Origin of the sequence: Pseudoalteromonas shioyasakiensis (assembly GCF_022398475.1) — a bacterium.
GTDB lineage: Bacteria > Pseudomonadota > Gammaproteobacteria > Enterobacterales > Alteromonadaceae > Pseudoalteromonas.
On record NZ_JAKEVM010000003.1, the window covers coordinates 11,977 to 37,845 of the forward strand.

Annotated in this window: 25 protein-coding genes; 11 read left to right on the forward strand and 14 right to left on the reverse strand. The window is 42.3% G+C overall.

All coding sequences use genetic code 11. The features are described from left to right. The first annotated feature begins 90 nt into the window (after positions 1 to 90). Positions 91 to 1,575 carry an FMN-binding glutamate synthase family protein gene (locus L1D51_RS01350; protein WP_055020563.1) on the forward strand — a complete coding sequence of 495 codons (1,485 nt, stop codon included), beginning with the start codon at positions 91 to 93 and terminating at the stop codon, positions 1,573 to 1,575. Positions 1,576 to 1,626: 51 nt separating this feature from the next. On the opposite strand, the gene mtnK is transcribed toward L1D51_RS01350, so the two are convergent. Continuing rightward, positions 1,627 to 2,844 carry an S-methyl-5-thioribose kinase gene (gene mtnK, locus L1D51_RS01355; RefSeq protein ID WP_239962256.1) on the reverse strand — a complete coding sequence of 406 codons (1,218 nt, stop codon included), beginning with the start codon at positions 2,842 to 2,844 and terminating at the stop codon, positions 1,627 to 1,629. Between the two features lie 145 nt (positions 2,845 to 2,989). Here mtnK and mtnA point away from each other — a divergent pair, with 145 nt between their 5' ends. After that, complete coding sequence (gene mtnA, locus L1D51_RS01360; RefSeq protein ID WP_239962258.1) at positions 2,990 to 4,018, forward strand: S-methyl-5-thioribose-1-phosphate isomerase; 1,029 nt, start codon at positions 2,990 to 2,992, stop codon at positions 4,016 to 4,018. Between the two features lies 1 nt (position 4,019). Here mtnA and L1D51_RS01365 read toward each other — a convergent pair whose 3' ends face one another. The 5 genes from L1D51_RS01365 to L1D51_RS01385 form a co-directional block, all read right to left on the reverse strand. After that, positions 4,020 to 6,182 carry a winged helix-turn-helix domain-containing protein gene (locus L1D51_RS01365; RefSeq protein WP_239962260.1) on the reverse strand — a complete coding sequence of 721 codons (2,163 nt, stop codon included), beginning with the start codon at positions 6,180 to 6,182 and terminating at the stop codon, positions 4,020 to 4,022. A 95-nt stretch (positions 6,183 to 6,277) separates the two neighbouring features. Continuing rightward, positions 6,278 to 6,619, reverse strand: a complete 342-nt coding sequence (locus L1D51_RS01370; protein ID WP_055020559.1) for a gamma-glutamylcyclotransferase family protein — start codon at positions 6,617 to 6,619, stop codon at positions 6,278 to 6,280. 1 nt (position 6,620) lies between these two features. Beyond that, positions 6,621 to 7,163, reverse strand: a complete 543-nt coding sequence (locus L1D51_RS01375; RefSeq protein ID WP_055020558.1) for a 1,2-dihydroxy-3-keto-5-methylthiopentene dioxygenase — start codon at positions 7,161 to 7,163, stop codon at positions 6,621 to 6,623. Next, positions 7,160 to 7,846: an acireductone synthase gene (gene mtnC, locus L1D51_RS01380; RefSeq protein WP_055020557.1), complete on the reverse strand. Its 687-nt coding sequence runs from the start codon at positions 7,844 to 7,846 to the stop codon at positions 7,160 to 7,162. Before mtnC ends, L1D51_RS01375 begins: the two co-directional genes overlap by 4 nt. Beyond that, entirely contained in the window at positions 7,843 to 8,472 is a 630-nt protein-coding gene (locus L1D51_RS01385; protein WP_054562912.1) for a methylthioribulose 1-phosphate dehydratase, read from the reverse strand. The genes mtnC and L1D51_RS01385 overlap by 4 nt, the downstream gene beginning before the upstream one ends. Before the next feature lie 99 nt (positions 8,473 to 8,571). Here L1D51_RS01385 and L1D51_RS01390 point away from each other — a divergent pair, with 99 nt between their 5' ends. From L1D51_RS01390 to L1D51_RS01400, 3 genes are all read left to right on the forward strand, one after another. Next, positions 8,572 to 9,714, forward strand: coding sequence for a methionine aminotransferase (locus L1D51_RS01390; protein ID WP_338127918.1), 1,143 nt, complete (start codon positions 8,572 to 8,574; stop codon positions 9,712 to 9,714). Further along, a complete protein-coding gene (locus L1D51_RS01395; protein ID WP_054562910.1) occupies positions 9,702 to 10,475 on the forward strand; it encodes an amidohydrolase in 774 nt (257 codons plus the stop codon). The genes L1D51_RS01390 and L1D51_RS01395 overlap by 13 nt, the downstream gene beginning before the upstream one ends. A 65-nt stretch (positions 10,476 to 10,540) precedes the next feature. Then, positions 10,541 to 11,956, forward strand: coding sequence for a mannose-1-phosphate guanylyltransferase/mannose-6-phosphate isomerase (locus tag L1D51_RS01400; protein WP_239962262.1), 1,416 nt, complete (start codon positions 10,541 to 10,543; stop codon positions 11,954 to 11,956). Positions 11,957 to 12,305: 349 nt separating this feature from the next. On the opposite strand, the gene L1D51_RS01405 is transcribed toward L1D51_RS01400, so the two are convergent. Further along, on the reverse strand, positions 12,306 to 12,737 hold the full coding sequence (locus tag L1D51_RS01405) for a TIGR02444 family protein (RefSeq protein ID WP_239962264.1): 432 nt from the start codon (positions 12,735 to 12,737) through the stop codon (positions 12,306 to 12,308). Beyond that, positions 12,724 to 14,643: an ATP-binding cassette domain-containing protein gene (locus L1D51_RS01410; RefSeq protein ID WP_239962273.1), complete on the reverse strand. Its 1,920-nt coding sequence runs from the start codon at positions 14,641 to 14,643 to the stop codon at positions 12,724 to 12,726. The genes L1D51_RS01405 and L1D51_RS01410 overlap by 14 nt, the downstream gene beginning before the upstream one ends. A gap of 129 nt (positions 14,644 to 14,772) precedes the next feature. Between L1D51_RS01410 and L1D51_RS01415 the strand changes: the two genes are divergently transcribed. After that, positions 14,773 to 14,976 (forward strand): YheV family putative zinc ribbon protein, encoded by a 204-nt coding sequence (locus tag L1D51_RS01415; protein WP_054562906.1) that lies wholly within the window; start codon positions 14,773 to 14,775, stop codon positions 14,974 to 14,976. A 23-nt stretch (positions 14,977 to 14,999) separates the two neighbouring features. Here the strand turns inward: L1D51_RS01415 and L1D51_RS01420 are convergent, their stop codons facing one another. After that, positions 15,000 to 15,212 carry a SlyX family protein gene (locus L1D51_RS01420; protein WP_054554490.1) on the reverse strand — a complete coding sequence of 71 codons (213 nt, stop codon included), beginning with the start codon at positions 15,210 to 15,212 and terminating at the stop codon, positions 15,000 to 15,002. After that, entirely contained in the window at positions 15,199 to 16,197 is a 999-nt protein-coding gene (locus L1D51_RS01425) for a WD40 repeat domain-containing protein (protein ID WP_055020552.1), read from the reverse strand. Before L1D51_RS01425 ends, L1D51_RS01420 begins: the two co-directional genes overlap by 14 nt. Positions 16,198 to 16,397: 200 nt before the next feature. Between L1D51_RS01425 and fkpA the strand changes: the two genes are divergently transcribed. Continuing rightward, positions 16,398 to 17,153: an FKBP-type peptidyl-prolyl cis-trans isomerase gene (fkpA, locus tag L1D51_RS01430; protein ID WP_054562904.1), complete on the forward strand. Its 756-nt coding sequence runs from the start codon at positions 16,398 to 16,400 to the stop codon at positions 17,151 to 17,153. Between the two features lie 55 nt (positions 17,154 to 17,208). Here the strand turns inward: fkpA and L1D51_RS01435 are convergent, their stop codons facing one another. Both L1D51_RS01435 and L1D51_RS01440 read right to left on the reverse strand, forming a co-directional pair. Beyond that, positions 17,209 to 18,255 (reverse strand): S66 peptidase family protein, encoded by a 1,047-nt coding sequence (locus tag L1D51_RS01435; protein ID WP_239962275.1) that lies wholly within the window; start codon positions 18,253 to 18,255, stop codon positions 17,209 to 17,211. A gap of 142 nt (positions 18,256 to 18,397) precedes the next feature. Further along, a complete protein-coding gene (locus L1D51_RS01440; protein WP_054562902.1) occupies positions 18,398 to 18,868 on the reverse strand; it encodes an Rsd/AlgQ family anti-sigma factor in 471 nt (156 codons plus the stop codon). Positions 18,869 to 19,480: 612 nt separating this feature from the next. Here L1D51_RS01440 and hemE point away from each other — a divergent pair. Beyond that, a complete protein-coding gene (gene hemE, locus L1D51_RS01445) occupies positions 19,481 to 20,545 on the forward strand; it encodes a uroporphyrinogen decarboxylase (protein ID WP_054562901.1) in 1,065 nt (354 codons plus the stop codon). Between the two features lie 59 nt (positions 20,546 to 20,604). Here hemE and sthA read toward each other — a convergent pair whose 3' ends face one another. Together sthA and L1D51_RS01455 are read right to left on the reverse strand one after the other, a co-directional pair. Next, complete coding sequence (gene sthA, locus L1D51_RS01450; RefSeq protein ID WP_054562900.1) at positions 20,605 to 22,035, reverse strand: Si-specific NAD(P)(+) transhydrogenase; 1,431 nt, start codon at positions 22,033 to 22,035, stop codon at positions 20,605 to 20,607. A gap of 13 nt (positions 22,036 to 22,048) precedes the next feature. Continuing rightward, positions 22,049 to 23,182, reverse strand: a complete 1,134-nt coding sequence (locus tag L1D51_RS01455) for an acyl-CoA desaturase (RefSeq protein ID WP_054562899.1) — start codon at positions 23,180 to 23,182, stop codon at positions 22,049 to 22,051. Between the two features lie 116 nt (positions 23,183 to 23,298). Between L1D51_RS01455 and fabR the strand changes: the two genes are divergently transcribed. From fabR to L1D51_RS01470, 3 genes are all read left to right on the forward strand, one after another. Further along, entirely contained in the window at positions 23,299 to 23,931 is a 633-nt protein-coding gene (gene fabR / locus L1D51_RS01460) for an HTH-type transcriptional repressor FabR (protein ID WP_239962277.1), read from the forward strand. A gap of 216 nt (positions 23,932 to 24,147) precedes the next feature. Further along, on the forward strand, positions 24,148 to 25,191 hold the full coding sequence (locus L1D51_RS01465) for a hypothetical protein (RefSeq protein WP_239962279.1): 1,044 nt from the start codon (positions 24,148 to 24,150) through the stop codon (positions 25,189 to 25,191). Positions 25,192 to 25,210: 19 nt separating this feature from the next. Next, positions 25,211 to 25,867, forward strand: a complete 657-nt coding sequence (locus L1D51_RS01470) for a PGRP and LysM peptidoglycan-binding domain-containing protein (protein ID WP_239962287.1) — start codon at positions 25,211 to 25,213, stop codon at positions 25,865 to 25,867. Positions 25,868 to 25,869 lie beyond the last annotated feature (2 nt).

Sequence of the window (25,869 nt, forward strand, 5' to 3'; positions counted from 1 at the left end):
CGTGACTTACATCACGCCTTTTTTGTTTATTGCACGTAATATAAACACCTTATATGCTTTGAAGGATGTCATTTCACAAAGGGGCCTTGGATGAGTGATTTTATAATTTTTAGTATCGATGTTTTTGCCAGCTTGTTTATTTTTGCACTCGGCATAGGTTTGCTTGTGATTGTGTGCTTTTACATTAGTGATGTGACGCAATCTAAGCAGGCGATTCGCCGTAATTACCCGGTGATCGGCCGCTTTCGTTATTTTTTTGAACGCCAAGGTGAATTCTTCAGACAATACTTTTTTGCCATGGATAGGGAAGAGCTACCATTTAATCGTGCTGAGCGAAGCTGGGTTTATCGTGCTGCGAAAAATGTTGACCGTACTACGGCCTTTGGTTCAACCCAGAGCCTTGAAGCAACAGGTACTGTGATGTTTATGAACTGTGCGTTTCCGACTTTAGATGAAGACGCACTCGACCCGAGCGAAGTCACGTTAGGACCTTACTGCCAAGCTCCTTATACAACAAACTCGTTATTTAATATTTCAGGTATGAGCTTTGGTGCCTTATCTAAACCCGCTGTTCGCGCACTATCGCGAGGTGCAAAGTTAGCAGGTTGTTGGATGAATACCGGTGAAGGAGGGCTCAGCCCTTACCACCTTGAAGGTGGCGCTGATATTGTGTTTCAGATTGGCACGGCAAAATATGGTGTACGAGATGAGCACGGTAAATTAAGCACCGAAAAACTCAAAGCGATTGCTGAGCACGAACAAGTTAAAATGTTCGAAATTAAAATGAGTCAAGGCGCTAAACCCGGTAAAGGGGGGATGTTACCAGGGCGCAAAGTGACTGCTGAAATTGCAAAAATTCGGGGTATTCCTGAAGGGCATGACTCGATTAGTCCAAATGGTCATCCAGAGATTAAATGCCCAGCAGATTTACTCGATATGATTGAAACGGTACGCAGTACCACAGGTAAACCAACTGGTTTTAAAGCGGTGATTGGTGAATACACTTGGCTCGAAACCTTGTTCAGCGAAATTAATAATCGTGGTATTGAATCTGCCCCTGACTTTATCACTATTGATAGTGCCGACGGTGGCACGGGCGCTGCCCCTCAACCCTTGATGGATTCAGTTGGTTTACCGCTACGAGAGAGCCTGCCTTTGGTTGTTGATCTGCTAAAAAAACATGGTCTCAGAGAGCGAGTGAAAGTGATTGCATCGGGTAAGCTAATCGTACCGTCAAAAGTGGCTTGGGCATTGGCGCTAGGGGCTGATTTTATTGTGTCGGCGCGTGGTCATATGTTTTCGCTTGGTTGTATTCAGGCTCTACAATGTAATAAAGATACCTGCCCGACTGGTATTACGACTCATAATGAACGCTTACAGCGAGGCCTCGATGTGACCGATAAGGCACAACGAGTCGCCAATTATAATAAGTTTATTCATTATGGTGCAGGGCTGATTGCTCATTCATGTGGTGTATCAAGTGCCCGCGAGTTAGCTCGCCAACATGTGCGAGTGGTACAAGAAAATGGTTTATCAGAGCCGCTCGATAAAATGTATGAGCACTACAATAAATAATCTAGTTGAATAATTAAAAGGCGCATTGAGCGCCTTTTTACTTTTTGACTATCAGTTTAATAAACTGATTAATAAAGAAAAGAACTCGTCTTTATTGTTACAGCTTTTGGCATTGAGCATCAGTTGCTCGCCAAGTACGAGCGTTTGCTGTTGTACTGCTAAACGAGCTTGCGCGTCTTCAATACCGTCTATATCTGCAACATGGGCTAAACCAATAGTACGGCGAATAAGTTCAGCGCCACAGTAGCCAATCGCATCACGCAATACATGTTGTAAGTAATCTTCGCTAAAGGCGCGGTTTGCAAAGCTAATATCAGTTGCTTCGCTGCTTTCTAGGTTTAACCAATGTTGCTCAAATTGGCTATAGCAGTCTTGTAAGCAGGTTAATAAATGGGTTTGATACTGGCGGCGTTTTGCTTGCTCTGTAATACGGGCGTTTTGGGCACAGTAATTTATTAGCAAGTTACCCATAAATGAGCCGATATCAAAGCCAACAGGGCCAAAAAAGCCAAACTCTGGGTCGATCATTTTAGTGGTTTTGCTATCAACAAAAATGCTGCCACTATGCATATCGCCATGCAATAAAGTTTGCGGGCATGATAAGAACTTAGCTTTTAATTTCGCTGCGGCCAGTTTTAAACCATCATTATTTCGAATACTTTCGACGTGCTCATTAAGCTCAGTTGGGAAATTATTGCGCTCATGCTCAATGTACGGATCAGTAAAGAATAAGTCTTCTGTGATCTTACATAATTCAGGATTAATAAATTGACTGACTTTGGCTTTTTTATCTTCAGCAGATAAGTAAAAGTCTGAGTTATAAAAGCCTGTTCGGCTTAAGTAGAGCGCAACATGACTGGCCAATAATGGAAATTGCTCTGCGTTGATTTGTGCGCCACGTAAAATTTGTAACTCACCTAAATCTTCTAACACGGTTAATGCCAGCTCTACATTGTGATGCAATATCGCCACGGTATGCTCTGGGCATAACTTACCATGATTAATCAATACTTCGGCTTCGACTCTTGCGCGGTCTAACGATAATGGCCATGACTCACCTACGCAGCGGGCATAAGGGAGTGCTTGCTTTAGAATTACACTGTTGTTGTGCTGATCAGCAACCCGAAAAACTAAGTTTAAGTTTCCGTCTCCAAACTCGTATGCAGTCAGTGTTGCATCAGCAGGGAAGACTGAAATTAGTTCATTTTTAACAAGTTCTTTAATGTAATCAACAGCATGCTCTGCATTAAAGGCAGTGTATTTAGCCATGGCTTTATCTCGTAATACAATTAACTTTGAGCATTCTATACCTGCAACCGTTTAGATGTCCATACATCTAACTTGTTAGTTATCAAAACTGATGTAAAATAACTATTCACTTAAATTAGTTATTCATTAGTTATTCGGATTCAGTATGCAAGATCTCATCGCCAGCAGTATTAAATATCAGCAAGGTACGCTAACCGTGCTTGATCAGTATTTATTGCCACATCAACAGCATTGGCATGTATGTAACGATGTTGAAACGATGAAAGATTTGATTCTGACTTTGAAAATCCGGGGAGCGCCTTTAATCGGCTTAGGTGCGAGCTTATTGGTTGCACACCTAGCTGAGCAAGGCATGAGTCAATCAGCACTTGCTATTGCCATTGATGAACTAGAAGCAACCCGCCCAACAGCGGTAAACCTTATGCACTGCATGGCCAAGTTACGTGCAGCGCTTGCAGAGACTGATTATGTTGCAGCTGTTGTCTCTACTGCTGAGCAGTTATTTAAAGAAGATATTGCCCTTTGCGATAGCATGGCAGAACGTGGTGCGGCTTTGGTAAATAAGGGAGATAACATTTTAACCCACTGTAATACTGGTGCGTTAGCGACTGCGGGCGTAGGCACTGCATTAGGTGTGATTTATAAAGCGCAGCAACGCCATGGTGATATTCATGTTTGGGTTGATGAAACAAGGCCGCTACTGCAAGGCGGTCGTTTAACAGCTTTTGAGCTTGAGCGCTGGCAAATTCCTTATACTTTGATTTGCGATAACATGGCGGCGAGTTTAATGGCTGCGGGCAAAGTAGATAAAATCTTTGTAGGGGCAGACCGTATTGCTGCAAATGGTGATTTTGCCAATAAGGTAGGCACTTATAATCTCGCTGTGTTAGCGCATTTCCATAACATTCCATTTTATGTCGTTGGGCCACTTACTACACTTGATACACAAACGTTGTGTGGTGCAGATATCGAAATTGAGCAACGCAGTCCTAATGAAGTGCGCGGTGTTAGTGGTAGTTTTGGTGAAGCGATGTGGGCACCGATTAACGCGAAGGTTTATAACCCGGCATTTGATGTGACACCGGCGAGCCTAGTCACAGGCTGGGTGCTCGATAGCGGAGTTTATAACCAGTCCGATATCAAGCAAGGTATTCTAAAACAGTTAAAGTCGTAAATTACTCTGCACTTTTTTTAGTGTAGAGCTCAATGCTATTTTGATTGTTGGCAGTTAAGAAGGTCACTGCCAGCTTGTCGTTTTTAGCATTAAGGCGCGATATATAGTGAGAAGGCTTCATTTGAAGTACTGACTCAACGCCCTGCATTTTGGCTAAATTAATGCTGAAAACTTCAGTATCAGTGGCGATATACAAGCTATGTAGGTTACTTGCCATCGACACAATAGAAGGCTTTAACTCAGTTAGTTTGTCTGGTGTAGTCAGCTCACTATAGATATTGTTATCGCTGTCTAAAAGCAGGTATTTATCGTATTTAGAATGCACAATTAGCTGTGTATCGTCATACCAGGCAATAGCTAGGGGTGTATCTATAGTGCTTTTGATTACTTCATCGCTGTTGGTGTGAAGAATCATTATTTGATTTAGCTGATTGCTAAGATCGGTATATAGCACGGCAATCTTGTTACCTCTTATAGCTGCCAACTTGGTACTACCAGGAAGTGTCCAGTGCTTAATTTCTGAGAAATCAGCGGCATTTAATAATGTTAATTGCTGATTGGTTTTATTAAAACTAACAAGTCGGCTACTGTCACTATTTGCTGCAATTACTGAACTATCTTCACCAATTTTGCCAGTGATATTGATGTATTGGTTTGCTTTTCTGAGCCAGTGTTGTCGTTCTGAAAACTCAAAGTCAGAGAAGTACACATCATTATTGGCTAATGCGACTAAGTCGTCTTCATGCTTATTCGCTGTGGCGATGTAGCTCATTGTTTTTGAATTAAGGTCAAAGACTGCGGCATCTTTATCGTGAAGGTCTGTACTGATCAATACACTTTCTTTGCTTAAAGGGTAAGCATAATTTGCTCGTTTTACTGGCGCTTTTATAGCGGGTTGTCGACTCATACTATCAAAAGAGAATGACTCAATAGTTGAGGTGCCGCGGCTATACCAAATTAGTGAGTTGGTCTGCTCATCATATGTGGCTACCCATGCACGGTAATCGTTGGTAGTTAAAAGCTTTAGCGAGCTGCCATCTAAATTCGCCATGTATATCTCTACTTGGCCAACATTATGGCGCTCAAAGATGATGCGGCTCGGGTTTTTTATAGTTGTTAAAATAAAGTCCCCAGTGCCAGTGATGTTGGGTGTGCTAATGCGAATTTCTTCACCGGTTTTTAAATCTTGTGCATATAAAGCATATAAATGAGTTAAGCCACGGTAATTATTACGCCTTGAAATTGCGACATCACCCACTTCAATGTACTGACTTGGCTGAGAATTAAGTAAAGATTGGTTGATACGTGGCTTTATTAACGCTTCACTTGATAACAGGTTGCTTGCTTGCCAAGTGATGCAATCGCTGTAGTCTTTGTTTTCACAAGAGCCGTAAAATAATCGCTCTCCATCCTCAGACCAACCCTGTAAAAAGATATTGCCAGAGGCAATCACGTATTCTTTTTTAGTGGTTAGGTCGACGACAAAAAGACTTTGACCATCATTTTCTAGAATATAAGCAAGCTTAGTTTTGTCATGGCTTAGCATTAAACGATAGTGAGAGCCTTTATGCCATGAAATGGTTTCAGCTTGTAGGTCTAAAAATGGCGCGTCGTTTTGTACTTCATCATTTGCTTTAGGCTGTTGTGAAAATAACCAAATAGCAGTAATCAATAAACCAAGCACTAACGCTGCAAAAGGCCATGGCCAGCGTGAAGAATGCGCTTTTTGTTCATTAATGGCCGTAGGTTTAACTTGAGTATCAGCGTCTTTATCTACTGTTATTACATTTTCTGTTTTTAGCGGCTCTGTACTCACAGTGTGATCAAGAGGCTTAACTTCAATAAATAGGCTATAACCTTTGCGATAATGGGTTTTAATGGTTTGCCCGGGCTGTTTTTCTGATTTAAGAGTTTTTCTTAGTTCAGAGATGGCACGGTTAATGGCATTGTCATCAACAAAGCTTTGTTGCCAAATATTCTCAACCAGCTCTTGGCGAGTGATAATGCGATCATTATGCTCAATAAAGAAACACAGTAATTTAAATAATAAAGGTTCTAGTTCACGCTTATGAGTGCCATCGCTGATGGTTTGCTGCTGAGTGTTAAGTTGCCACTCACCCACATAAATAACGGTATCGCGTAAGGGTGAAAATGCCGACCCCATGTTTAGTCCTTTAGCAAATAATTAGTACTTATTAATGGGGAGGATAATAGCAGCTTTTGTTCTTAATTTGGGTCTTTTTGTTTTATATTTGTAAATTAAAGGCTGTTTTTTGCAACATATAGCCAAGCTTGGTTGTTACATTGGAATGTTTCTGCAATTCGCTGATAATCATCTACTTCGTAAGTATCTGCCTGAGCAAGCTCTTGTTCGGTGATTAAATAAATAGTGCCATTAACAATATCAGTTTGTTTGCCTGTTTTGATTAAAGCCGGGTGAAAACGTTGACCACTACTTTTAAGTACGGCTTCGTCGGTGATCTCGACTTCACCAATGACATACCCAGTTAGCGTAGCAGGTTGACCTTCGAGCAAACGCCCGAAGGTATCAAGCTGAACCTGCGGGTACTGTAAGGTACCGTACGAGAATAGTTTTTCCATGTTAGTCCAGCAGTGGGAAGTTGGTAGCAATAGTTGACTCAGTGCTTTTAGCGACCCAACCTTCGGTATTATTGAATAAGCGAATTGCAGTAAATTCAGGGTCGTTGCCCATATCAAACCAATGTGGTGTGAGTTCTGGTACTGAAATTAGGTCGCCCTGTTGGCAAAGCACTTGATACACTTTGTCGCCTAAGTGTAAGCAGAATAAGCCTTGGCCTTTCACAAAAAAACGAACTTCATCTTCGCTATGTGTATGTTCAAACAAGAATTTACTGCGTAGTTCGCTGGCATTTGGATTACCCTTAGCAAGCGAAATAACATCCACTGTTTGATAGCCGCCTTCAGCTTTTAAGCGCTCTATATCTTTAGCATAAGCAGTTAAAATAGCGCCATGACTGGTCTCTTGGTCAATCTGTGCCGTTGCTTGCCACTGCTCAAAGCGAACGCCAACCGCATTCAGCTCACTCGCAATCGCGCTTAAGTCTTCACTATGAAACAGTATGTCGTTTGCGTTGTTATCGTTATAAATAGTTAATTGACTCATGCTAACAGCTCCGCGCTAAATTCCGAAAAGTCGTTGATATATGGGTGAGCATCACTTACCGCTTGGCCATCGCGAACAAGGTGCAAAGTTCTAAGGCCTGCTGCTTTGGCAGCATCAAGCTCTGCCACCACATCGCTTAAAAACAATACTTCGGCAGCGTCAAATGGCAGCTCGGCGATAATATTCTCATAAGAGCTTTGCTGTTGTTTTGCACCGACTTTAGTGTCGAAGTAATCACTAAATAAAGGTCTAACATCACCGTAGTCAGAAAACTCAAAAATCAGGTGTTGGGCTTTTACTGAGCCTGATGAGTAGACATATAAACTTTTACCAGCATGCTTTTGGGCTTGTAAAAAGTCATAAGCATCTGGGTAAAGGTGGCCAGTAAAATCACCACTTTCGTAGCCCGTTTGCCAAATTAACCCTTGCAACTGCTTGAGTGGGGTAATTTTTTGATCTGTTTCAATCCAATGAATTAAATGTTTAATGACCGTGTCGATATCGGCTTCTGGTTGCTCTATATGTGCCTTAACAGCCTCAATTTGGGCTGCTACTTCTGGGTCGCTTTGATGTGACTTTACAAACTCAGGTAATTGCCCTGCCGCGTAAGGAAATAATACGTCTTTAACAAAAGAAATGCGGGTAATAGTGCCTTCAATATCGGTTAAAATTGCTTTGATCATGGCTGAACTCCAGCTTGAATACCTTCTAGTTTTAGGCGCTCAAGCTCACAGCTAAATAGAAACTCTAATCCTTCTAAATGACGAAGTACCTCTTTGATATCTCGGCCAACGACATATAAACCATGGCCACGAATTAATACGGCATGCTCAATAGGCGTGTGAAGATGATGATCACTGACCAGTAAGCTTAAACGGTCAATGTCTTGGTCATTATCAAAAATAGGAATAGTTAAGGTATCTAAGTGCGATTTGACACCGCTTAAAGATTTTTGCATTTCGTAGCCATGCAAATTGATAGCGTGGCCTTTGATCACACGCGATAACACGGTTGCCGCAACAGAATGAGTGTGCAAAACAAATTTAGCTGATGGGATCAGCTTATACATATTTAAATGTAGCTCAGTTTCAGCTGATGGGTTGCCAGAGCCTCTAGTGCGATTACCTTCATGATCAAATTCAATAAATGCATGAGTGCCGAGTTGACCTTTATCGAAACCACTTGCTGTTACGACATAACCGCTTGCAGTGCGGGCTGAAAAGTTACCACCAGTAGCAGGGACCCAGCCACGTTGGCTTACCCATTTACCAGCTTCAATTAGTTCTGAAATAGCGGTATTGTTATGCATATATTCCTCGACATTCTAAAAGTTATTTAGACGGCTATACATCTGTTTTAAGCAATGATAGCATCGCTTCGGGCGCAAAACCATCTTTAAGGAACCTCTGTGTTTGAAAGTAAATTGCCGAATTTAGGCACCAGTATTTTTAGTCAAATGACCGCTTTAGCAAATAAGCACCAAGCGCTTAATTTATCTCAGGGTTTTCCTGAATTTGATGCGCCAGAATTACTAAAAAAACAGCTCAATCATTATGTACTTGAGGGGGTAAATCAATATGCGCCTTCAAGTGGGGTTGCAAAGCTACAACAGCAAATAGCGGCTTTGATAGCTAGAAAATACCATAACAACATAAATTACGAGCAACAAGTTACTGTCACTTCAGGGGCAACAGAGGCATTATTCGTAGCAATTCAAGCGCTTGTTAAAGAGGGTGATGAAGTTGTGGTATTTGACCCCGCGTATGACTCGTATCAACCGGCAATTGAGCTTGCTGGCGGTCGCTCAGTTCATGTTGCTTTGCATGCGCCAGACTACAAAATCGATTGGCAAGCTGTAGCCGATGTTATAACAGACAAAACACGTGTCATCATCATCAACACGCCACATAACCCAAGCGGTAAAATCTTTAAAACAGAAGATATTAATGCCCTTAAAGCGCTTGTTACTAAGCATGATTTATTTGTAATTAGCGATGAAGTGTATGAGCACATTACCTTTGATGGCGCTTTGCATTTAAGTGCGCTGACCGACCCTGAGTTATTTGCACGCAGTTTTGTGATCTCAAGCTTTGGCAAAACCTTTCACAGCACCGGCTGGAAGATGGGCTATTGTGTTGCACCTGCTCAGCTCATGGTGGAGTTTCGTAAAATTCACCAATATGTGACTTTTTCAAGCTTTACGCCTGCCCAGCATGCACTAGCTGATATGCTCGAGTTAGAGCCAGAACATGTTGATGAACTTAGTTGCTTTTATCAACAAAAGCGCGACTTGCTCAGCGAAGCACTAGCGCAAAGCCGTTTTAAAATATTACCAAGTGAAGGCACCTACTTTTTATTACTCGATTACAGTGATGTGTCTGATCTTGATGATGTTGAGTTTTGCCATTGGTTGGTCGAGCAAGCGGGTGTTGCAGCTGTACCACTCAGTGTGTTTTATAACAGCGCAAGCAGCGCCAAAGTGATTCGTTTATGTTTTGCAAAAAATAATGACACATTAAAACGTGCCGCGGAGATTTTATGCCAACTTTAACCTTAGCTTTAGTGCAGTCATCACTGCATTGGCTTGATAAAAGCGCCAACCTTGCGCACTTTGCAGAGCAGCTTAACAGTTTTAACGAGCAGGTTGATTTAATTGTCTTGCCAGAAACATTTGCCACGGGTTTTGCGATTAATCTAGATTGCAGCGAACCAGAACAAGGCGAGGTACTTAGCTGGTTAAAAGCCACTGCTAAGCAAAAAAATGCTGTGGTTGCAGGCTCTGTTTTAGTTGCAAAAGGCGACAAAAAGGCTAATCGCTTTTATTGGGTTTGGCCAAATGGCGAAGTGAAGTATTACGACAAACGCCATTTATTCTGTTTAGGTAACGAAGGCAATTTCGTCGCAGCAGGCGAGCAGCGCGAGATATTCGCTATCAATGATTTTCGTATTTTACCGCAAGTGTGTTACGACTTACGCTTTCCTGTATTTCAGCGTAATTGCAACGACTACGATGTGATGATCAACGTAGCGAATTGGCCAGCAGCTCGTCGCCATGTCTGGGATACTCTTCTAAAAGCACGCGCAATGGAAAACCTTTGTTATGTTGTGGGTGTGAATCGCATTGGTGCTGATGGTAATAATGTTGCCCACAGTGGTGGTACTGCCGTTTATGATTTTAAAGGCGACACCTTGGCGAAGCTTGAAGATGACCAATCGGGCATCATTATTCAGCGCTTAGAAAAATCACCGCTTGATGACTTTCGAAGAGCGTTTCCTGCTCACTTAGATGCTGATCAATTTCAGTTACTGTAATTGCTCGAAGCCGCATACTCAAAAATTTGTTAAACTCATGGTTGGATTATTTACTATAAGCAATCATGAGTCGCAAAATCACCCCCGTTATTCTTGCTGGTGGCATAGGTTCTCGTTTATGGCCTTTGTCGCGTAAAGCGATGCCTAAGCAGTTTTTATCTTTACTTAGCGAAAAATCACTGTTACAGAGCACGCTTTTACGAGTGGCTGACTCACGATTTAATGCGCCAATTTTAGTGTGCAATGAAGAGCATCGCTTTATCGCTAAAGCGCAAGTTGCAGAAATCACAGATAGCTATACTTTATTGCTTGAACCTGAAGGTAAAAATACCGCGCCAGCGATTGCCTTGGCCGCTGAATTTGCATTGCAAAATGGTCTAACCGATCCCTTACTAGTCATGCCTGCTGATCACCATATCAGTGATTTTGATAAGCTTATTGCCTGCTTAGATAATGCGATAGCGCTTTGTCAGCAACAACAATTAGTAACCTTTGCTATTACTCCCACTGAGCCACATACCGGCTATGGTTATATTCGCCAAGGCGAGCCATTAGCCCATGAAGGTTGTTTTAAGGTGGCTGAGTTCAAAGAAAAACCAGCCCTGCAATTAGCCGAAAAATACCTTGCCAGTGGTGAGTATGGCTGGAATAGCGGCATGTTTTTATTTTTGCCAAATGTGTATTTAAGTGAGCTTAATCGTCTTGCGCCAAAGATTGCTAACAGTATCGCAAAAGCGGCAAGCTTCACCGCAGATTTAGGTTTTCAACGGCCTGTTGCGGATGCGCTCACAGCATGCCCAAGTGATTCTATTGATTATGCTATTTTGGAGCGTAGCGCTAACGTTGCTGTTATTCCTGTTGATTTGAATTGGAGCGATGTTGGCAGCTTTTCAGCATTGTCGAAAATCGCAGAAAAAGACCAGCATGGCAATTATTTAGCTTCGCAAGGGGTGAGCTTAGATAGCGAGAATAATCTACTTATAAGTGAAGCTGACCACACTATCGCGGCGCTCGGCGTGAGTAATAAAGCAATTATACATACTCATGATGCCACCTTAGTGGCAGACAAAAGTGCGCTCGATAAGCTCCCTGATTTACTTAAACAGCTTGCTGTTGTCGATAACGATAAACTAACCCACCATCAAGCCGTATTCAGACCTTGGGGCAACTATCGAACTTTAATTGAAAGCACTGGCTTTAAAGTAAAGAAAATCATCGTAAACAGCGGCGCAAAACTCTCAACTCAACGACATCAGCACCGTGCAGAGCATTGGGTTGTTGTTTCTGGAGTGGCAAGTGTGCGAGTAGGCGATGACGAATTTGAATTAACAGCTGATCAATCTTGTTATATTGCGGCTAAACAATTACACAGTCTTGCTAATCAACAACACACACCACTGATCGTTATCGAAGTACAAACCGGAGCGATACTTGATGAAACTGACATCGAGCGATTTGATGATAGATATGGAAGGGAGTAGACATAGCTATCAGCTTTCAGCCGTCATACATCAGTTGAGCGCTGGAGTTGTTGAGTGCAGTGTCTTACTCAGCATTCACTCTGTTCATTCTTTGAGTAGGTTGGTTTGAGCGGAGCGAAACCCAACGTAAGCGGAGCTATCAGCTTTCAGCTTTCAGACGTCAGATAAGATCGATGAGGTTGTTAAGTGCGGTGTCTTACTCAGAAATAAAATACCGTAGGAGGCACTTTAGTGCCGAATTAGAACCATTCTCACAATTAGGCTTGACCTAGACTCTTTAAACTTTACTCTCGCTAACTCGCTAACTCGCTAACTCGCTAACTCGCTAACTCGCTAACTCGCTAACTCGCTAACTCGCTAACTCAGTACCGACATAAAGCCTTATATTTTCAGCATTTTTGTACTGAGTGAATGCCATCGTATTCGCTGTGTTTATCAGTAATTGTTGCTGTTGTTTTTCTAGTTTTAGTTCTGCACTAAGTAGCTCTTTGCGGATGGTAGGGTAGTCTGAAATCTCGTTTTGAATAGTTTTCAGGTAGGCGCGTGTGGCTCGTAGGGGCTGTAAAGCTTGTTGGTCAAACTCGGCAATGCACGACTCAAGCTCACTCAGTTGAAAGGGTGTTACAGCCAGCTCTAAAGAATCAAGATAATAAAGCAGCAGGCAAAGGTTAACATTTTTGCCTTGCTGGTCTTGATAGCCTAGTAGCTTTGCTTGCATGCCGTCTTTGCTGTAAAGCTTGCATGCAAACTGCCAAAACTGTTCGCTGTTAAGCGGTTTCATCGGCAAAGGCCTGCTCTTTTTCTTCAAGTTCTTCAAGTGCTATGAGTAGCTCTTCTTCAACGTCATTAAGCTTGGGTGTTAAGCTTGCTTGCTTAGCGAGCAGCTCTGTCAGTTTGGCTTTATTTTCATCATTGTATAACTCATTGTCGGCAAGTGCGTTTTCGATTTCACCAAGCTCTGTAGAGTACTTATCAAGTTGCTTTTCAAGCTTTTCGATTTGCTTTTTCAACGGCTGCACTGACTTTCTGAACTCAGCTTCTAAGCGCTTTTGCTCTTTGCGGTTAACGCTTGAATGGGCTTTAGGGGCATTATCTTCAGGGCTTTTAACAGCTTCTTTATTGGCATTCAGTAGCCATTGGTAATAGGCATCAAGGTCATAACCAAATTGTGTTACTTCGCCGTTATCAACAAGGTAATACTCATCAGCGGTATTTTTAAGCATATGACGGTCGTGCGATACGGTAACCATAGCGCCTTCAAAGCCTTGCAGCGCCATAACTAAAGCATGGCGCATTTCTAAATCGAGGTGGTTAGTCGGCTCATCCAGTAACAGTAGGTTTGGCTTTTGGTACACCAGCATAGCTAGCACTAAACGGGCTTTTTCACCGCCAGAAAATGGCGCAACTGGCTCAAGAGCTTTATCGCCAAAGAACGCAAAGCCACCTAAAAAGTCACGCAGTGATTGCTCTGGAGCTTGCGGATTTAAACGTTGTAAATGGGTAACCGCGCTGGCTTTTAAATCAAGTGACTCAAGTTGATGCTGCGCAAAGTAACCAATATTTAAGCCCTGATGCTGAAATACTTCACCTGCTTGAGGTTGTAAATCGCCAGCTAATAATTTAATCAGTGTTGATTTACCCGCACCATTTCGGCCAAGCAGCGCAATACGGCTACCCGGCACAAGGTTTAGCTTGATGCTGTGTAAAATTGTGGTGTCGCCATAGCCTGCTTTGGCTTGGTCGAGAGTCATTAACGGGTTAGGCAGCGCTGTAGGCTCGGCAAATTCAAAATCAAAGGGTGAGTCAACATGGGCTGGGGCCAGCTTTTCCATACGCTCTAAGGCTTTTACGCGGCTTTGTGCTTGCTTAGCCTTACTGGCTTTTGCTTTGAAGCGTGTAATGAATTTTTCTAGATGAGCAATTTGTTCTTGTTGCTTTTCGAACATCGCTTGTTGTTGTAATAAGCGCTCTGCTTTTTGGCGTTCGAATTGCGAGTAATTGCCTTTATAAACATTTATTTTTTGTGCGTCTATGTGCCAAATTTGGTCAACAACGGCATCTAAGAACTCTCGGTCATGGGAAATAAGCACTAGCGTGCCTGTGTAGGCACGTAAAAAGCGTTCTAACCAGTAAACAGCATCGAGATCTAAGTGGTTGGTTGGCTCATCCAGCAGTAATAAATCGGCATCACGAATAAGTGCTTGTGCTAAGTTTAAGCGCATACGCCAACCACCAGAAAAGGCGCTCACTGGGTTGTCTATTTGCTCATTACTAAAACCTAAACCGTGTAATAGCTCTCCTGCTTTTGCCTCAATGCTATAGCCTTGAATATGTTCTAGGCCAATATGTGCTTTTGCTTGCGCATCGCCGTCGTTATTTTGCTCAGCTTCGCGTAGTGCAATTCTTAGCGCGTAATATTCAGGGTGACCTTGTAATACATAATCTAGAGCGCTGATTTCGAGCGCGGGTGTTTCTTGCTTCACAGAAGCAATTGACCAGTCTTTAGGAATTTGGCATTCACCGGCATCGAGTTGCAATTCAGACTTTAATAGCGCGAACAGCGTTGATTTACCACAGCCATTAGCGCCCACAAGGCCGACTTTATGTTCTGGGAATAAGGTTGCAGAAGCCCCTTTAAGTAAGGCGTTACCACCACGTAGAAGTTCGATGTCTGAAATTTGGATCATGAATGTTTACTTGCACAGCACTGATTTAATTGTCGCTATCATAACACGGATCACATTAGCCTTCGCAATCGTATCAAACAGAGAATTATTAGGCTAAAATAGCCGCCTACATGCCACGGGAGATCATCTATGAGACAAAAGAAACGCTTTATTGCTGGCGCATCATGCCCTGAGTGTAAGGCCATGGATACCATGATGCTTTATAAAGAACATGATGTGGAAAAAGTGGAGTGCGTACAGTGTGGCCACAAAATGACGCAACCAGAGCAGGCAGTGCAAGCCTCAACACGCCAATTTGAGCAAGTGATTGGTGTATTTAAGCCGGGCGATTAATTCCCGGCTCTATCACTACCTAATTAATAGTGCGGCGGTGGCGGCTCTTGCATTTGTGACATTAAAGATGGCTGCTGTGCTTCTTTAATCTTTTCTGCAAGTAACTCTGTCTGGCGTTTCATTTTAGCCAGCTGCTGTTGGTGCGCTTTAAGCTCATCGTTTAATATTTCAATTGTTTCATCTTGAAAAGCGACTTTCGCTTCAAGTTCCATTAGACGATCTTCAATTGTATTCATTTGATTCTCTTAGATTAAAACTTTCAGCGAATCCGCTGGAGCTTTCGGTTAATAACGCTTGGTTGTTATCAGTAAACGCAACATCTAACACCACGGCTGATTTCGGGCGGCTTCCTTCTCGAGGAATCACTTGCCACGTTTGTAATTTTTTACCCGACTCTAGCTGCCATAAATCAACCAATCGATTGGGTGAACCTGTGGCAATTAAAGTGCCTTCATCGTTAAAACGGACGGCGGTAAAAATTTTCTGACGAGCAATATACGCCAGTTTGCTAACAAGATCACCTGTAGTCAGTTGCCATACATTTGCTTGCTTCATACTGTCTGCGGTAAATGCGTAACGACCTTGTGGATCAAGGGTGACTTGAGTAACGCGACTTGGGTGATTAAAGCGGTGGATCACTTGCCCTGTGCGAGTATCCCAAAAGTAAGCAACATAATCATTTGAGCCGCTAATGGCGTAGTGACCGTTAGGCGATAGATCAACAACATTGACTTTTTCTTGGTGGCCAAGGAACTCTATGCGCCTGCCACTCTCTAAGTCGAGGTAAACGACTACACCGTCGGCGCGACCATATAATACACTGCGCCCTTGGTTACTTATCGCGATATCTCGAATTGTTGAGGCGTGTATTTTGTAATAACCCGTGTTGTTGCCCGTGGCAATGTCCCACACTGCAAAGGTGGACTTCTCAGCGGTAACTGCATGGCTATTGTCGAACGAGATAGCAACAGTATGAACTAGGCTATCTTGATTTTGTTGTTGGAACCATTGGTATTTTAGCACCTGTTGTTGATTATCCCACAGTGCGACCCCATGGTGTATTGATGAGATTAAGCTGTATTTACCATCGTGCGACAGCGCGGAGGCGAAGGCACCTTTAGCCGCATGCTCATAGCGTGCAGTTGATTGCTCATGTTGCTCAGAGCAGGCTACAACTAAGCAAAGGCTGAGCAGATACAAAAAAGTACGAAATATCGACATATTACGAGTATTTCCCCTTAACTCTTAGTGATTGAGAGGTTAGACTAGGTCTCGTTGAAGGCCTAGGTTGTTAGTCTAATCGCTGATCATGCATAGGCATGACGTTAGTTATTAGACAAGCAGCCTACCATGTAGGTCGTTAATCTTTAACTAGTAATAATACAATAATTGACAACTGCAAAGTGTGTCGGAGATATAAAATGAGAAAGACGATTAAATTGTCATTGATTGCAGCGTCAGTTTTAGCGCTTACAGCTTGTAATCAGGAAGCAAAAAAAGAACAGCAAGCTGAAGTTAAACTAGAGACTGAAGCTCAACAACAAGCATACGGTATTGGTGCATCTGTTGGTAATTTCTTAAACCAAGACCTTGCTGATAAAAAAGCGCTAGGTGTTGAACTAGACGAAGCACTTCTTAAGCGTGGTTTTGAAGACGCACTAGCGGGTAACGCTAAACTTGATGACGAAAAAATTCGTGAAGTGTTAACTGCACTTGATCAAAGCATTCGCACTAAACAACAAGAAAAAGCGAAAGTAGAATCTGAAAAGAGCAAAGCTGAAGGCGAAAAATACCTAGCTGAAAACGCGAAGAAAGAAGGCGTTACAGTAACTGAATCTGGCCTACAGTACGAAGTGATCACTGAAGGTGAAGGCGAAAAGCCAGTAGCAACTGACGTTGTTAAAGTTCACTACAAAGGCACTTTATTAGACGGTACTGAGTTCGATAGCTCTTACTCACGTAATGAGCCAACTACTTTCCCACTTAATCGTGTGATCCCAGGTTGGACTGAAGGTTTACAATTAATGCCAGTTGGCTCTAAGTACAAGTTCACTATTCCATCTGAACTTGCATACGGTGAGCGTGATCTTGGTAAGATCCCTGCAAACTCAACGCTTGTTTTCGAAGTAGAATTACTTGAAATCCAAAGCGATGACAAAGCTGTACCAGCTGAGTAATATTTAACTCAATAAAAAAGGGCTTTTTAGCCCTTTTTTTATGCGCAAATTTTTATTAACTAAATGCCGCTTCTTTCATTTTTAATGTGCCACTATCTGCATCAAGCTCAACCACGGTGCCAACAGGCAGGATAAATTGGCGCTTAATATGGCCAATCATGGCCCCACGATAAGCAGGAATACCCAGCGGTTTTATATAATCTGCAAAAATATCGTCAAGGGTTAAAGAGCCATAACCACGGCCAGGCTTACAGTCATTACAATCACCAAATACAAAGCCTGCAATTTTATCCAGTGCGCCCATAAGTTTTAGTGTGCTCATCATCCTGTCAATTCGATACGGCGCTTCGTCGATATCTTCTAAAAATAAAATTGCGCCATTAAAGTCAGGTAAATAATTCGAGCCTGCGAGGGCTGTCAGTACTGTTAAGTTGCCACCGATTAATCGTCCCGTGGCTTTACCTGGTGTAATCGTTTGGGTCAGGTACTGAGTGTTAACAAGCTCATCATCGGCTTTTGGTAAGTTTTGGAAATGCATCAATTTACGCGCTTCGAACATGCTCTTAAATTGCGCGACATGAAACGGGTTCCAGTCACTTGATGCATTTGGACCATGAAAGCTGATTAACCCAGCTTGAGACAGTAATGCATTGTGAAGAGCGGTAATATCTGAATAGCCCATTAGAGGTTTTGGATTGTTACGGATCATTGCGTAGTCGAGCAAAGGTAGAATACGGGCAGCGCCTGAACCGCCACGTAAACATAAAATGGCATCAACCTCTTTGTCGCTGAATAAACTATTTAAGTCGCCGGCTCGCATTGCATCAGTGCCAGCTAAATGCCCACGTCTTGCTAAAATGTTTGGTGCAAGCTTAGCCTTGTAACCCAGTGCTTCTATAACGCCTTGTGCTAATAAAATATCAGCGTGCGCAGCAGTGGCAGCTGAAGGGCTACATAGCCCAATTGTGCCACCTTTAGGAAGAGCTTTTGGCTTGATTAATGTTTGGGTACTAGCATTCTGTGCCGCCATTAAAGGAGCTGATGTCAGACTTGCGCCTGCGGCAAGAATTGAAAGTGACTTTAAAAATGACCGTTTATTCATAGCGAGCCTCATGTTTTTATAGTATGAGTATCGCATTGAAGAAAGTATTTCAAATATTTGTTTCGAAATGGAATAGATGATTCTTTTTGGCAAGGCGAAAACACTTCAGCAGAGAGTGTTTCTCTGCTGTGCAACTAAGCTGTTAGCTGGTGTGATTAGAATATAAGTTGTCGATTAACTCATCTTCTAGCTCAAAGCGCAGTTCAAGTGCTTCGCCTAAGATTGATAGGTCTTTATCAAACTCATCAAGCAAGTCATCTTTGTCAACTTCTGCGTATTTGTCGTTAAAGTCGAGTGCTACATCTGTGGTTTCAGAAATGCGCGGGTATAAGGCATTCGCCAGCTTTTGGCTCTCAGGACCTTTTTCTTCACACGCTTTGGCAATGTCGTCGTAAATTTCGAAATGGCCAGCAGAAAGGTAATCCATCAGAATTTGGCAAAAGTTTTGAATTTGCAGCTGATCAGGAAGGGCATGATCTTTCTTTTCGTACGGTGAAAAGCCTGCAATACGGCAGAACAACACAAGCAGCTCTTGACGTTCTGTGAGCCATTTGTCGATTACAGAGTGACTACCACCCCACTTTTGTTGAGCTTTTTCCAAACGCGTCAGCATATTTCATCTCCTCGCTGAGTAGGTTTTCCTTTGTATATATAAAAAGGAAATATGACACAAAGATCAACTAAATTCTTAGTGTCTAATTGCAACAGATTGTAAAAGTCATTCTAAAGACATACTTTTTAGCGCTGAATAGGCCAAAAAATAACCTCATTTTAAGAGTGGACTTTTTTTGCTCTCATTGCAGTGTATGGGAATTGATTCAAAACTACTAGTATTAATTTTGCAATTTTTATCTAAGCGGATGAGTTGTAATTTGCTGATTTAGAAAAGAAAAAACCACCAAAATTGGTGGTTTAATTCTTTTTCTAAGACTTGTTAAAACAAGCGTTCTTATTATTATGGGAAGATTGTTGTTCTTATTGTTATAAGATTTTTATTATTGTTTTTGTTAACGCGGGATAAGTTATACCAAGCTTTTTTGTATGTTGCAAATTTATTAATGAAAAGTTTTAATTTTATTTTGTTTTCGCTCAAAAAACGCACATTAGGCTTAGGCAGGCTTAAAAAACATGATCTATATCTAGCCTTGATTATCTATCCATAGTGAGACGCGCAATATGGTGATACAATCTGCTCAATTTCATTCAGTTCTAGGATTCTATACGCATGAGCGAATTAAAAAACGATCGTTATTTACGTGCACTACAAAAGCAACCTGTTGATGTCACACCGGTATGGATGATGCGCCAAGCTGGCCGTTATTTACCTGAATACCGTGCTACACGTGCCCAAGCAGGCGACTTTATGAGTTTATGTAAAAACGCTGAACTTGCTTGTGAAGTAACGTTACAGCCATTACGTCGTTATCCGCTTGATGCTGCAATTCTATTCAGTGATATTTTAACTATTCCTGATGCTATGGGCTTAGGTCTTTACTTCGAAACAGGTGAAGGTCCGAAATTTGAACGTCCGATTTCTTCATTAGCAGATGTTAAAAAAATCCCAAATATCGATCCAACTGATGAGCTTGGTTATGTGATGAATGCGGTAAGTACGATTCGTCGCGAATTAAAAGGTGAAGTACCGCTAATTGGTTTCTCTGGTTCACCTTGGACACTTGCCACTTACATGGTTGAAGGTGGTAGCAGCAAAACATTCGGTAAAATCAAGAAAATGGCCTTTGCAGAGCCACAAACACTGCACCTATTACTTGATAAATTAGCTGACTCAGTAATCGACTATTTAAACGCGCAAGTTAAAGCGGGCGCGCAATCGTTAATGGTATTTGACTCATGGGGCGGTGTATTAAGCCCACGTGACTACAATGAGTTTTCATTACAATACATGCACAAGATTGTTGATGGCTTAATTCGCGAACATGATGGCCGCAAAGTACCAGTGACGTTATTTACTAAAAATGGTGGTCAGTGGATTGAAGCAATTGCAGCAACTGGCTGTGATGCAGTAGGTCTAGACTGGACTATTAACATCGGTGATGCAAAACGTCGTGTTGGCGATAAAGTCGCGCTGCAAGGCAACATGGACCCAGCAATGTTACATGGCACGCCTGAGCGTATTCGCCAAGAAGTTGCCACTATCCTAGAAGACTTTGGTACAGGCTCTGGCCATGTATTTAACCTAGGCCATGGTATTACACCAGATGTAGACCCAGAAAATGCAGGTGTATTTATCAACGCCGTTCATGAATTCAGTGGTAAATACCACAAATAAGCAAAAGCTAATCGTAAAAAAGCCCGCATTAAGCGGGCTTTTTGTTGTAATTTACTTCGTTACTTAAACAAACGGTTTAAACCATTTAATGCAGCTACGCGATAGGCTTCTGCCATGGTCGGGTAGTTGAACGTGGTATTTACAAAGTAATCAATGTTATTACCGCCGTTCTTTTGTTCCATAATCGCTTGACCGATGTGAACGATTTCAGAGGCACGCTCACCGAAGCAGTGCACACCCAGTACTTCTTTGGTATCAACATGGAATAAAATCTTTAAGCTACCCACCTCAGTGCCTGCAATTTGCGCACGCGCTAAATGCTTAAATTGAGCACGGCCTACCTCGTAAGGGACTTTTGCAGCAGTTAACTCTTGCTCGGTTTTACCCACTGAGCTCATTTCAGGGATTGTATAAATACCTGCTGGGATATCAATGATCAGCTTTTCATCACAGTTACCACATGCAATCGCATCGGCTGCAATACGGCCTTGGTCAAATGCCGCACTGGCAAGGCTTGGGTAACCTATTACATCGCCCACAGCATAAATGTTATCGACTTCTGTTTGGTATGTTTCGTTCACTTTAAGCTGACCACGACCATCTGCTTTTAGGCCAACAGCTTCAAGGTTTAATGTGTCTGTGTTACCCGTACGGCCATTGGCAAATAAAATACAGTCAGCTTTTACGCGCTTACCTGATTTTAAGTGCATTACCACACAATCATCGCGAGTTTCTACGCGATCAAACTCTTCATTATGACGAATAACAATGCCGCTATTCCAAAAGTGATAGCTCAGAGCATCTGAAATTTCTGCATCCATAAAGGCAAGTAGGCGGTCACGGGTATTCACTAGGTCAACTTTGGCGCCTAAACCTTTAAAAATAGAGGCATACTCACAACCAATTACACCTGCACCATAAATCAGCACACGATGAGGGTCATCTTCAAGGCCTAAAATGGTATCGCTGTCGTAAATACGTGGATGTTTAAAGTCTACACCCGGTGGACGGTAAGGGCGCGAGCCAGTAGCAATAACGATTGTTTGTGCAGTAAGAGTTTCAAACGAACCGTCTAGGTGCGTCACTTTGATAGTGTGTTTATCAATAAACTCAGCATCACCTTGATACATATGAATGCGGTTACGTTCATAAAAGCTGCTGCGTAAATTAGATTGCTTTGAAATGACGTTACTTGCGTGACGCAAAATATCTGGGAAAGTTAAGCGGTTAGGGCGCTCACTAATATTAAATAGCGGGTTTGCTTTATATTCAATATAACGACTTACAGAGTGACGTAATGCTTTTGACGGGATAGTACCCCAGTGCACACAACCGCCACCTACTGCTTCTTGACGCTCAATAACAGCGACTTTTTTGTTACTTTTAGATAGGTTCATGGCGGTACCTTCACCGCCAGGACCTGTACCTATGATGATCGCATCATATTGATAAGATGGAGTATCTTTTTGCTTTACTTGTTGTTTGGCCACAGCCGCTCCTATGTTAACTAAAAGAGGCTTTTAACAACCTCGCATTTAGTGCAAGCCAAGCCTGCTTTTGGTTTTCCCAAGCGGCTTCAAGCTCGTGATATTGTGTCATTAATGCTGATTTTTCACACTGTTTCATCATTTTATTACGTTTGATTTCTAACACGCGTTTTTGCAAGGCACAGAAGTGTTGCAGTTTTTTCAGCAGTAAATCGTACTCAGATTGTAATAATGTAAGCTTATCTTGCGCTAAAGGCAATTTTGCAAGGCGACCTTGAGTCTTATTCATCAAGGTTTCTGCTTTGGCTTTTTCGATTCGCTCAATCGGTGTGCGCTTTAATTTTGAAGCAAGACCGATTGCAGCTAGAGAGCGGATTATCCACTTAGTTGGATCATAGTGATACCACTTAATGCCATTGCGATAGTCGCTAGCAAAAATGTGATGGAAGTTATGATAGCCTTCACCGTATGTGAATAGCGCTAAAAAGCCATTATCACGGGCGGTGTTTTTTTCTGTGTACGGACGTGAACCCCAAATATGCGCCAGCGAGTTGATAAAAAAGGTAAAATGTTGGCTCAATACTAAGCGTAGTAAACCAACCAGTAATAACATGCCCCATACATCGCCAAGCATTAAACCTAGCAATAAAGGAATACCAAAATTAGTCGCGACGACTAACTTCATATAGTGACGGTGTTGCCACATAACGACTTTGTTTTTTTGTAAGTCACGACAGTTACTGTAGTTACCATATTGCTCGCCTTGATAATCGCGCAGCATCCAACCGATGTGGCTATACCAAAAGCCATTAGTAGCGGCGTAAGGGTCTTTGATGGGATCATCAACTTGACCATGGTGAATACGGTGATCGCTACTCCAGTGTAAAGCACTATTTTGTAATGCAAAAGCACCACCTAAGGCAAAAATCACTTCAATAACAGGATGCACATCATAGGCTTTGTGTGCCCATAAACGGTGATAACCTGCAGTAATAGAAAGTCCGGCGTAGAACATACAGCCAACAAAGGCTATCCACTGTGTACTGGTGTATCCGTAGCTAAAGCCATACCAAGGAACAAGGGTGATCGCGGCCAAAAATGTAAGGCTAAAAAATAGCACATTGGTCCAAATAATCGGTGGTTTTTTCATCTGAATAAATCTCGGCGTACAGTTGTACGCTAAAATAGTGTTTCATTCTCTCCGCGTCAAGTATTAGACTAGCTCATTAACCGAAAAATCATTAAAAGTTCACGCTGGGAGTTTCCATGTCGGGTGTTAGAGCGCAACAGAAACAAAAAACACGACAAGCACTAATCGAGGCTGCATTCAATCAATTGAGTGCCGATCATAGTTTTTCTAATTTAAGCTTGCGTGAAGTTGCCCGTGAAGCAGGGATTGCCCCCMCCTCTTTTTACCGCCACTTTAAAGACATGAATGAGCTCGGTTTGACCATGGTTGATGAAGCCGGTTTAACACTGCGCCAACTTATGCGCCAAGCGCGCCGCCGTATTGAGAGCGGTGGTAGTGTGATCACCACATCAATCGTTACCTTTATGGAGTTCATCGATAACTCGAGCAACCAATTTAGATTGTTATTGCGTGAGCGCTCTGGGACTTCAAAAGCATTTCGTGCCGCGGTTGCGCGTGAAATTAAACATTTCATTTTAGAGCTTGCGCATTATCTTGAAAGCGAAACACCGTGTGACCCAACTCATGCATACATTCAAGCCGAAGCCATGGTGACTTTAGTATTTAATGCCGGTGCCGAAGCCCTCGATATTGAAGGGACACAACGCGAAGAGCTAGTTGAGCGTTTAATCTGGCAATTACGCTATATTGCTCGCGGTGCCACTTTGTATGGTCGTGATAGTAAAGGTAGTGTAGAAAAAACAGCCTAAAGCATGGTGGATTTTTGTTCCCATTTTGTGTATCGTTTTTTTGTTTAAATTTAGTGACTGAATTCTAAATAGTCAGTTACGCCACAAAATGAATAAATAGCGAGGACGCACATGCTCACCAAGGATCCGGTGAATAATACTCATGGCCATTTTTTAGAACAGAGTGAAGAAACAACGGTAAAAAACAGCCCAAGCTTTCGGGACCTGAGCCGCAGTTTGTTATATTCTTTACCGAAAAGTCTGCAAAAGAAAATTCAAGATAACTTGTTTGGCGTATTAGACGCTCATCAGGTCTCACAATTTCGAGATGACAAACGCTGCCAGTTTTGGATTAACCAAAATGGTTGGAAGCGAGTTCCCTACAGTCAGTTTCGCCATGTCTATAGCCGAATTGCGCTATACCCAAAAAGCGCCACTATTTCAAAGATCCATAGCTCAGAGGCTGCTAGCAATGCAACATCAGTTGATTTGAGAGATCATCAAGCTAGGCTATTACAAAGCAATGGCAACGAAGGACAACCCAACAGGATAGATCAACACATAACTTATACTCGTCGTGTTATCCGCCCAACAGCAACTCAGCAATTTCAACCTACGTTAGCTCTTTATAAGCCTGTTGCAAATAGTAAGGTAGAGTTAAAAGCATCTCACCAAGTTCGGCAAAATTTCACAACCCATGTGCTCCAAGCATCTGAAACGGTAGAAATGTTAGCTCAACAATATACAGGCTATAAAAATGCGAACCTTATTTATGATTACAATTTGGGGTTTAGTCGTGCTAAGCCCGCACCGGTAGGTACTGGATTGATAGTTCCCAATGGTTGGAAATTAAATATAGAAGGCTCCTGCAGTAATTGCCGCAGTATAGATATAGTTTGGCAAGGGCCTACAAATGGTCAAATTACATTGCAATTAGAAAAAAAGCGCCCAGATGAAATATCGTTTTGGCAGCATTATTTTGTTGTGAAGCCAGGTGTTTATGCTGTCACTGTGAGTGCGTCAGGTCTTGTGGAAACCACCTCTTTTACAGTGCTTCAACCAACACAAGAATATGAAATTGAGTTGCTTGATCAAGCAGGTAACCCACAGGCAAACATGGGCTATAAAATTCGCTTGCGTAATGGGCATGTAGTCAGTGGAGTATTAGATAGTAAGGGTTATGCCCACGTATCAGGCCCTGACTTTGAAAACGCTAAAATAAGCTTTCATGAGTTAGATGACAAAGACTGGCAGGTGGCCAGCCCTTCCCGTAATGAATAAATTTATAGGGATATAATTTATGACCTTACAACATACTGTGTCGCAAGGCGAAACCTTGCTACGCATTGCTCGTCAATATGGGTTTAGAACCTCTAATGGTCTTTACTTGCATCCGCTTAATGCTGAGTTTCGTTCTTTAAGGCCTGATCCTAACCAAATTTACCCCGGCGACGTAATTACTATTCCAGCAAAAGTTGAAAAATTCATGCCACTGAAAACAGATAGTAAAAACTCTTTTATGGTGCGTGATGAAAAAGAATTCTTTCGTTTAAAACTAGCTTACGAAAATGGCGAGCAAATTACTGGAAAGCGCATTGTATTGAATATCGCAGGGCAAACAATTGATACCGTCATAGCAGAAGATGGTTTAATTGAAGTAGAGCTCACCGAAAATAAAACGCTTACGGGGCAAGTAGATTTATATCTCAATGACGAAGACACCACACCAACAAAGAGTTTTGCTATTCAAGTTGGGCACTTAGACCCTATTGAAACCTTGTCAGGAGTGCAAGGGCGTTGCAATTTACTTGGATTTGATTGTGGGAAGGTTGATGGAATTAATGGATCAAAAACACAAACAGGTGTTAAAGCTTTTCAGCTTGCACAGCAGTTGCAAGTTGATGGCATAGCAGGGCCTATTACTAAACGTCGTCTTGTTGACGTATACGGAGCATAAGT